This is a genomic window from uncultured Sphingomonas sp. (assembly GCF_964237155.1).
Lineage (GTDB): Bacteria > Pseudomonadota > Alphaproteobacteria > Sphingomonadales > Sphingomonadaceae > Sphingomonas.
On the sequence record NZ_CAXSHH010000084.1, the window covers coordinates 1 to 9,713 of the forward strand.

Genomic DNA, 9,713 nt, shown 5'->3' on the forward strand with positions numbered 1-9,713 from the left:
GGTGGCGATCCGCGGAACGGCGCGGACGTCGAGCGAATGTTCGCCGCGTGCGTCGCTCCCGCCTATGCCGGGACCGATTTCATAGTCGCGCGCGCGGGGAGGATCGCGGCGGTCTACCTCTACTTCGACCCGGTTCCTGCGTGAGTTCGGCCGACCCCGGGGGCCGGGGCGGAAGATGGCCGAGCGCGGGTCTGTCGCGCTCGCTATCGACCGGTCCTACGACCATGACCGATATGTGAAGCAAGCCGCCGAGCGGCCGGCGGGGTTCCACCAGTGGTATCCAGGCATTTACGGCTTCATATCCGACCCCGCCGGCGGACCACCTGCCGCGAGCCGCCGGGCACCTGTGGCCCGCGCGATCGCGGTCGTCGCCCAGGGATGCGGCGAACCGGCGGGCGGTCCGGTCCGCGCATAGGCTCGTGGCGAGCAGCCAAGTGACGCGCCTGGTCGGTCTTCAGCCCGCCATATTCCTTGCGCCAACGATAGTAGAGCCTGCCCCGGCGGAGGCAGCGGTCCGCTGGCTAACCGCGTATGCGCCGACATGCCTCAGCAGCCGTGCCGCAGTGACTGGAACTATACGCGTCGTTCCACGCGGTCGGCTAATACGGCACATCTGCGCCAAACCAGTCAGTATCGCCAATCGGCATGCCCGGTGGAATGGCGGGGACATGCGAACGGTTAGCGACCTCGCGTTCCAGCGCATCCTCGTCGCGGAGCAGGGTTGAGATGGCCCGCACCCAGGCCGCGTCTTCGCCTCTTGCAGACGAGGACACGAGTCGGTCCGCGGTGCGGCGCAGACGATCGGCAAGGATCATCGCCACCTCCGGAGACGTCATCGGGTCGCGGGCCGCCCTGGCGAGACTCATAAGCGTGCGGTGCGCCACCCGCCGGGCTACTGCGCCGTTGCGCGTAGCGATAACGGTGTCGAGCCGATCCAGCACCACTGCCAGTCCCGGCAGGCCGGGGTCGCGGTCATGCTGCTGGTACATTCGGGTTAGTCTGGAGGAGGCTAGGATCGTGTCGAGCGTCACCTGTGCCGCGGCATCGGCGGCAATCAATGGGTCGAACACCGAGGAGCCCGCGTTACGGAACACCTCGACCGTGTATTGCGGATCCTCACGTCCGAACAACCCCGCTGACAACGGACCCTGCAAACGGTCGGGGACGGTCAGCGTCGCCGGTGCGAGCGTCGCCATCAACGCGTCGAGCGCCGCCATCTGATCGCCCGCCGGCACCGGGCGGGGCGGCGGCTGCCCGTCGTCGACCACGGTATAGGCCAAGTCGACGCCGCCGAGCAGCTTCGCGGCCGCATCCACTTGATAGCGGTGGATCAGCCAGACGGGCACGAACTTGCGCCGCAGGTTCGCGACCGGTTCGCCCGGTCGCAGCATGCCCGTCCCGAATGCGTCGATCGCGGCGCGGCGCACCTCCATCATCCGCCGGAGTTCGGCAGCGGGATCGGGCCCGTTATCCCACATGCTACCCCAGGGACTCGGCGCGTCGGGCGAGCGGCCGTCGACGTCCGAAACAAAGCGCATACCCCGCGCCTGAACCGCGGCCGCCTTTGTCGCGGCGACGGCATCCGGATCGCTGCCCGGCGGGCCCTGGCCGTATAGCCAGTCAACCGTGAACTTGTCCCATTCGCCGATATCGACCGCATAGGCGTCCGACAGATCGACCCTGCCGTCGGTCAGCTTGATCAAGGGACCCGGATATTCCATCACCGACGTGCGACCTTGCGTCGATCCGGCGAAGTTGTGCGCAAACCCTATGGCGTGGCCGACCTCGTGAGCGCCGAGCTGACGCATGCGCGCCAGCGACACGCGTACCGGGTCATTGGGCGTGCCACTGTTGGTGGCTGCGGTACCGACCAATGCTTCGAAAATCTGCATGTCTTGGCGGACGCGCAGAGATCCAAGCACCACTGATCCCTTGATGATCTCGCCCGTGCGTGGGTCGACGATCTGCTGGCCGTACGACCAGCCGCGCGTGACCCGGTTGCCCCAATTGACCATATTGTAACGGATATCCATCGGGTCCGCCCCCTCGGGCAGGATTTCCGTCCGGAACGCATCGATAAGCCCTGCCGCATCGAACGCCTGCGCCCACCACTGCACCCCTTCCCGTAGCGCAGTACGCACCGGCTCGGGTGCGGCCGGGTCGATGTAAAAGACGATCGGCTTCTTGACGCGGCTGCGTGTGGCAGCCGGATCGATCTTTTCGATGCGGAAATGATTGGCCAGCTGATACGCGACGTCCTGCCCTAACGGCGATCCGAAGTCATAGAAGAGGAGCCCCCCTGCGGCCGATCTCGGGTCAAAGCGGCGGACCTGGAAACCGGGTGCGGGAAGCCGCACCAGTGAATGATGCACGGTGAAGCTGACCTTGCGCGGCTCGGGCGCGGTCAGTTGCACTTGCCGACCAGGCGTCTCGGTCGGCTGATAGGTCTGGACCGCGTCTATTTCGATATTGTCGGGAAAGATCTTCACCGACGCGGGATCGGCGGCGCTGAGCGCATCGACCAGCCGAAACTTGCCGCCGCCTTCATTCAGCGCCGCCGTCAAGTCGAGCGCGTCCTGCGTGAGAAAGGGCGCGAAGTCGATCACCAGGCCGCCATCGTCGGCCGTGGAAACGATGTCGGTCATCCAGACCGTGCTGAATGGAAAGCTCTCACGTGCGCCGCGTTGGGTGGCTGCGTCGCCGGTCGCGCGGAACCGGTGGTTCTCGATCGTCAAGGCGACCTTCTTGCCCAATCGGCGAAAGGCCAGCACCTGCGTCGTTCCGATCATGCCACGATCGAGCCGTAGCTCCGCCGAGCCGAGCCCGGTGCGCAGCCCCGTCGTATAAAGGTATCGTCCCGCCACTCCATCGGCATCTGGGGCCGGCAGCGTCACTAGGATCCGCCCTGTCGCCGCCTCGACCTTGACCGGCAGCAGTGCCTGCTGCGCCGTCGCCGGAGCCGCCGTCGTCAGCGCCAGACCCAAGATCCAATTGCGCATATCACCCCCCCTGCTGGTTTCCGCATCGACCTTAGCAGCTTCGCCATTGCGCTTCCGAACGAAACGAGGCTTGTTTGATAGTGACTGTTGCGGATTCGAGCGCGAGGACAGCAGCCGATGACAGAATCCACGCAATCGCCGATGGACCCGACCGATTATCGCATCCTTCGCGAACTGGCGCGCGACGGGCGCTTGTCCGACGTGCATCTGGGCGAGCGCGTTCACCTGTCGAGCACCGCAGCCGCCCGCCGTCGCAAGATCCTCGAGGATAGCGGCGCGATCGACGGCTATGCGGCGAATGTCGCGCCATCACGACTCGGGTACGGCATTACGGTCATGGTATCGATCGAGCTGTCGTCGCAGGCGGAGCAGGTGCTGGTCGAGTTCGAAACGGCGGCGGTGCTCTGTCCGTCCATGTCCTATTGCAGCTTCATATCAGGCGACACTGACTTTCTGATGATCGTTCACGTCAAATCGTTCGAGGATTATGACCGCATCTATCGCAGCGAGCTGTCCATGCTGCCGCATGTTCGCCGGATCCGCAGCAGCTTCGTCATGCGGGAAGTGGAACGGCGCAGCGTCGCCCCCGTTGTTTTCGAAAGCAGGTAACTAATTTCGAACCGAGGTGGTAGACGCAGCTTTCGTGCGCCGAAACCGCCTTACAAGATGTAAAGCTGCAGATAGAGTGGTTAATGCCATAATCTTTGATCAGAACAAACGTTACCTTTCTGTTACCTATTATGCCGCACCGCAACACGGCTGCCAACGAAGTCAAAAAGGGGGAGGATTGTCCGATGGCGACCGTTCAGGGGGCAATCGATGATCCGAAGGTGTTACCGATACTCTAGTTTCGCGTGCAATCAGCGCTACCTATTGCTCGGTGCCGCGGCCCTGCTGGCACCTCCTGTCTTTGCTCAGGAGGGGCCGACCAAATCTTCCCCCACCGGTTCCGGGACGGTGAACACGCCCGGCGGGAAACCTGAGCTGCAACCGGATGGTGTGACAAACGTCGACGCAGCGGAGCAGGCCGTCGCTGGCGAAGTCGTCGTGACCGGCAGCCGGATCGTCCGCGACGGTTATAGTGCACCCACGCCCGTTAGCGTCATCAGCGAGGCGGAGATCGAGGCGGAGGCGCCCGCCAACATCTCCGACTTCGTGAACACGCTACCGGCGGTGCGCGGCAGCAACACGGCCGCGACGACCAACGGCTCGCTCAGCAACGGGGCCGCAGGGGTCAACAGCGTCAACCTGCGCGGGCTAGGTGCCGCTCGAACGCTGGTCCTGTTCGATGGTCAGCGGTCGGTCACGTCGACCACCACGGGCCAAGTGGATGTCAATACCTTTCCCCAGGCCTTGATCGAGCGGGTCGAGGTGGTCACCGGCGGTGCTTCGTCCGCATACGGATCGGACGCCGTATCGGGCGTGGTCAATTTCATCCTGGACCGCGACTTCACCGGCATGAAGGTCGAATACGAGTACGGCGTCACCACCCGGGGCGACGGCGGGAATCACAAGGGGGCGATAACCGGCGGCAAATCCTTTGCCGATGGCAAGGGCTATATTCTCCTGTCCGGAGAGTATTTCAGTCAGCGCGGCATTCAATCGATCGATCGCGACTGGAACGACAGCGGATATTTCCTGGCGAACAATCCGGCCTATAGCGCCACCGGAAATTGTCGTTCGCCCACAGGCTATGTCGCGGGCACGCCTATCGCCGGCTGCGCGCCGGAATATTTCGTCGGCGAAAACATCGGCACCGGCCAGTTTACGCCGGGCGGCCTGATCAGCACCGGGCCGTTGCGCGGTACCTATTTCGGCACGGTCGACGCGACGACGGGACGCGCCAGCGTCAACCAGCTCAACTTCGGCCCGACCAGCGGCCAATGGATGATCGGCGGAGATCTGGGCATCACCACCGCCGGTCATCGCGGCAGCGCCACGCTGCTGCCATCCGAGACACGGGCGAGCGCATTTGGCCGGCTCAGCTACGAGTTCGATCCGGCGTTCGAGCTGTTCGGGCAATTCGCGCATAGCTATTACGACGGCGAAAGCTTCTACCAGCAGACGCCGACCACCGGCGTCGTGATCCAGCGCGACAATGCGTTCCTGCCCAATGCGGTGCGCGCGGCGATGGTCGCCAACAATCTTCAGTCGGTTCAGATCGGGACCAGCAACATCAATATCCCGCCGCAGGGCAGCGACAACGAGCGCAACGTGCGTCGTTACGTCGTCGGCGCCAATGGCAAGTTCGGCCTGATTGGCGCCGGGTGGAGTTGGGACGCCTATTACCAGCAGGGCACCACGAAGACCCGGGAGCTGTTGACCAATACTTGGAACATCTCCCGCTTGGCGCTTGCGACCGACGCGGTGTTCGCGCCCGCGGGCAACGCCGCCGGGATCGCTGCCGGCACGGTTGTGTGCCGTTCGACCCTGACAAGTTCCACCAACGGCTGCGTTCCGTTCAACCGCATCGGCATCGGCGGCGCCACGCCCCAGGCGATCTCCTACGTCCTGTACGACGGGTTGCAGCCGCTGCGACTCCAGCGGTTGAAGCAGGAGGTGGTGGCGATCAACTTCTCCACCAACGATCTGCTAGATTTGTGGGCCGGGCCGATCTCGATCGCGTTCGGGGCCGAGTACCGCGAGGAATCGGTGACGGGATCGGTCGACCCGCTGTTCCGGCCGATCGTGGCCAATGGCGTGACGACGGGTACCTGGATCTATGGCAACTACTTGCCAACGTTCGGCAAGTACGATGTCAAGGAGGCCTATATCGAGGCGATCGTACCGATTTTCCGCGGCATGGACTTCAATGGCGCGTTCCGGATCACCGACTATTCCACCAGCGGCCAAGTCGAGACGTACAAGGCCGGTCTCACCTGGCAGGTCATTGAAGACGTCAAGCTGCGCGGCACCTATTCGCGCGACATCCGCGCGCCCAATCTGTCAGAACTGTTCGCACCCGGCACCGGTCGCACCAACACCGTCAACGTGCCGCAAACCAATGGCACCACGGTCGCCAGCCAGTTCAACGAGTCGACGGTCGGCAATCCCGATCTCCAGCCGGAGGTCGCCACGACCTACGGCGCGGGCGCGATCGTGACACCGCGGTTCCTGCCCGGCTTCGCGCTATCCGTCGATTACTATAACATCGAGATCGAGGGCGCGATCTCGTCGTTGCTTGCCCAAACGTTCGTCGACCGCTGCTACCTCCAAACGATCGCCGAAAGCTGCTCGTTCATCTCCACCTCGGGCGGCCGCGGCGTGGTGACTCCGGGGCTCGCGGTCACCAGCATCGAGATCAAGCCGACCAACTTCGTCAGCGAAAAGACCAGCGGCATCGATGTCGAGGCGAGCTACCGCCGCGCGATCGGACCCGGCAACCTGACACTGCGCGCGCTCGCCAGCTACGCGATCGAGCTCAAGACGAACAACGGCGTGACGCTGACCACCGATGCCGCTGGCCAGAACACGGGCGGCTTGCCCGACTGGACCTATCGCCTATCGGCCGGATACGATCTGGCGTCGGGGCTGGCGTTCCAGTTCATTGGCCGTGGCGTCAGCGGCGGCGTCTACAACAATAACTACATCGTCTGTACGACCGATTGCCCCGCATCGACCGCCGACCGCCGCACGGTCAACCTCAACGACATCGACGGTGCGTTCTTCCTCGACTTCAACACATCCTATAACTTCGAGATCGCCAACGCGAAAGCGCAGGCGTTCGTGTCGATCCGCAACCTGCTCGATCGCGATCCGACGCTGGTCGGCAACGGTCCCACGGGCAACAATACGCCCGCCTACCCGCAAACCAACCGCCTGCTCTACGACGTGCTCGGCCGCATTTTTCGGTTGGGCGTCCGCTTCTCGCTCTAGGAGGAATTATCGTGCGCAAGTCTTTCATCGCCGCCCTGCTCGCCACCGCGCTGTTTCCCGCCGCCGCTCGCGCACAGGCCAGTTCCGCTATCAAGCAGGAGGCCGCCGCCGCTGTCGATGCACAGGCCAAGCTGGTCCAGGAGATGGTCGATTCCGTCTTCAGCTTCGCCGAGCCGGGGTTCCAGGAATACAAGACCATGGAATATCTGACCGGGATCCTGGAGCGGAACGGCTTCACGATCGCCAAGGGCGTCGCGGGCATCCCGACCGCCTGGACCGCGACTTGGGGAACCGGTGGACCGTTGATCGCGCTAGGCAGCGACGTCGACGGACTGCTGGGGCTGTCGCAATATCCCGGCAGCCCAACGCTGAAGCCGATGGTCGCCGGCGCGCCGGGGCACGGCGAGGGTCACAACAGCGGCATGCCGCTGATCGTCGCCGCCGCGATCGCGACCAAGCAGGTGATGGAAAAGCGCGGGATAAAGGGCCGGCTGATGCTGTGGCCCGGCGTGGCCGAAGAGCTGCTGGCGACCAAGGCGTTCTATGTGCGCGAGGGGATGTTCACGGGCGTCGACGCGACCATTTTCACCCATGTCAGCAGCGATTTCTCCACTGGTTGGGGCGATGGCGGCAATAATGGAATGGTCTCGGTCGAATATAACTTCAAGGGCCGCACGTCTCATTCCGCCGGCAGCCCCTGGGAGGGCCGCAGCGCGCTGGATGGCGTCGAACTGATGAACATCGCCTGGAACATGCGGCGCGAACACCTGCCTGTCACCCAGCGCTCGCACTACATCATCACCAATGGTGGCGGTCAGCCCAACATCGTTCCCGGCGATGCATCTGTTTGGTATTATTTTCGCGAACAGACCTTTCCGACCATCCGCGGGCTTTACGAAACCGGCAACGAGATCGCCGACGCCGCGGCCAAGGCGACAGGCACGACGGTGACACGCCGCGTGCTCGGCTATGCCGCTCCGAACTATGGCAATCGGCCTATGGCCGAGGCGGCATTCGCCAACATCAAGCTGGTGGGCATGCCACAATGGAGCGCCGACGATCAGGCATTCACCAAGGCCGTTCAGACCGCGAACAAGCGAACGCTGGCCCCGCTCAAGACCGAAGTGACGCCGCTCTCCACCCCGCAGACGCGGGGCACGTCGATGGGCGGCGGCTCCGACGATATCGGCGATATCATGTGGACCGTGCCTACGATCACCATCCGCTTTCCCTCGAATATTCCGAGCATGACCGGCCACAACGTGCTGTCGGCGATCGCGATGGCGACGCCGGTGGCCCACAAGGGTGCGGTCGCGGGCGCCAAGGCGGTGGCGATGACCACGCTCGATCTGATGACCACGCGCAAGCTGGTTGCTGATGCCAAGGCGTATCAGCAGCAAGTACAGTTCAAAGACGTCAAATACGATCCTGTCCTCACGAAAGATGACCGGCCCGCGATCCATCTCAATAAAGAGACGATGGATCGCATGCGGCCGCAACTGGAGAGGTTCTATTATGATTCCACTAAATACCCGACCTACCTCGATCAGCTCGGTATTAAATACCCCAACGTCGCCGGCGGTTGAGATAGTAAAGATCAGACATGGCGCTATGATCTCACGAGAAGGGTGAACTTCCTCGTCCTTGAGGGCGAGGCGCTGGTTCTACGCTAAGCGGATCAGGTGGTTTGACGGTCGCGGATGATGTTCAGCGGCTTTCGGCGCGTCCGCTCGGCAGCGCGGTCCCACAGGAAGTCTCCCGAGAAGGCAATATGCTCCCAGCCGACCGGTGAGCTATGGGGCAGCAGTTCGGGATCGACGGTTCTCTCCGAGGCGCGAGGGTGGTCAACCGCGTCGGCGAGATAGGTAGAGTTCCAGTAAACGATCGCGGCGATGACGAGGTTCAGCCCCGACGCGCGGTATTGCAGTGCCTCGTGGGTGCGGTTGACCATCCGGCCCTGGCGGAACGTGCAGATGGCCTGCGTCAGCACGTAGTGCTGCTCGCTCTTGTTCAGCCCGGCCTGGCAGCGGCGTCGCAGATCGGGGCTTTCGAGCCAGTCGAGCATGAATAACGTCCGCTCGACCTTGCCGATTTCCTGGAGCGCGATGTCGATCTGGTTCTGGCGCTCGTAGGCCGCGAGCTTCTTCAGCATGGTCGACGGCGCGACGTGCCCCGCCTTGAGCAAGGCGACCAGACGGAGCACCTCGTCCCAGTGTTCGCGGATGATGTCGACCCTGATCCGCTTGCCGAGCAGGGAGGCGATCGGGGGGTAGTTGGCCAGCGCCCCGATCGACGCGAGGCGGCGATCGGGGAAGTCCCGCAGCCGCGGGCAGAACCGAAACCCGAGCAAGGCGCATGGAGTGAACACATGATCGGTCGCGCCGCCCGTGTCGGTATAGTGCCGGCGATGTTCAGCGACGTCCCATGGTGCAGCAGCCCATCGAGCACATAAGGCGCTTCGTGCATCGAGGCGCAGAGCACGGTCACGTTGTACAGCCCATGCTGATCGGAGATGTGGGTGTAAAGGCTGAACCCCGGATCGACGCCGTACCGGGCGTTGATATCGCCCACGCCCCAGCGCTTGCCGCCCCGGAAGAACTGCCCGTCCGAGCTGGAAGTCGTGCCGTCGCCCCAAACCGATGCGATCGGGAGGCGATGGTGGGCGTTGATCAGAATGGCGAGCGCACGCTTGTAGCTATCCTCGCGAACATAGGCGTCCTTGGTCCAGACCAGCTGGTCGCGGGTCACGCCCTGGCTTGCGGCCGCCATGCGGGCGAGCCCGAGTGATCTTCCCTTGGTGTGGCGGACACCGTTGGTTAGCCCGCCATGCGTTTCTCG

General features: G+C 63.7%; 4 protein-coding genes and 1 pseudogene. 3 read left to right on the forward strand and 2 right to left on the reverse strand.

All coding sequences use genetic code 11. The annotated features are described in order from the left end of the window. Nucleotides 1-599: 599 nt before the first annotated feature. On the reverse strand, nucleotides 600-3,224 hold the full coding sequence (locus ACFE71_RS13470) for a zinc-dependent metalloprotease (protein ID WP_375429291.1): 2,625 nt from the start codon (nucleotides 3,222-3,224) through the stop codon (nucleotides 600-602). On the opposite strand from ACFE71_RS13470, the gene ACFE71_RS13475 reads away from it, so the two are divergent. From ACFE71_RS13475 to ACFE71_RS13485, 3 genes are all read left to right on the forward strand, one after another. After that, the gene (locus ACFE71_RS13475) at nucleotides 3,201-3,608 is read left to right on the forward strand and encodes an Lrp/AsnC family transcriptional regulator (RefSeq protein ID WP_375429292.1); all 408 of its coding nucleotides are present in this window, start codon (nucleotides 3,201-3,203) and stop codon (nucleotides 3,606-3,608) included. The genes ACFE71_RS13470 and ACFE71_RS13475 overlap by 24 nt on opposite strands. Nucleotides 3,609-3,998: 390 nt before the next feature. Next, the gene (locus ACFE71_RS13480) at nucleotides 3,999-6,875 is read left to right on the forward strand and encodes a TonB-dependent receptor plug domain-containing protein (RefSeq protein WP_375429293.1); all 2,877 of its coding nucleotides are present in this window, start codon (nucleotides 3,999-4,001) and stop codon (nucleotides 6,873-6,875) included. 11 nt (nucleotides 6,876-6,886) lie between these two features. Then, a complete protein-coding gene (locus ACFE71_RS13485) occupies nucleotides 6,887-8,461 on the forward strand; it encodes a peptidase dimerization domain-containing protein (RefSeq protein ID WP_375429294.1) in 1,575 nt (524 codons plus the stop codon). 92 nt (nucleotides 8,462-8,553) lie between these two features. On the opposite strand, the pseudogene ACFE71_RS13490 reads toward ACFE71_RS13485, so the two are convergent. Further along, nucleotides 8,554-9,713, reverse strand: a pseudogene (locus tag ACFE71_RS13490) (Tn3 family transposase); the annotation flags it as partial.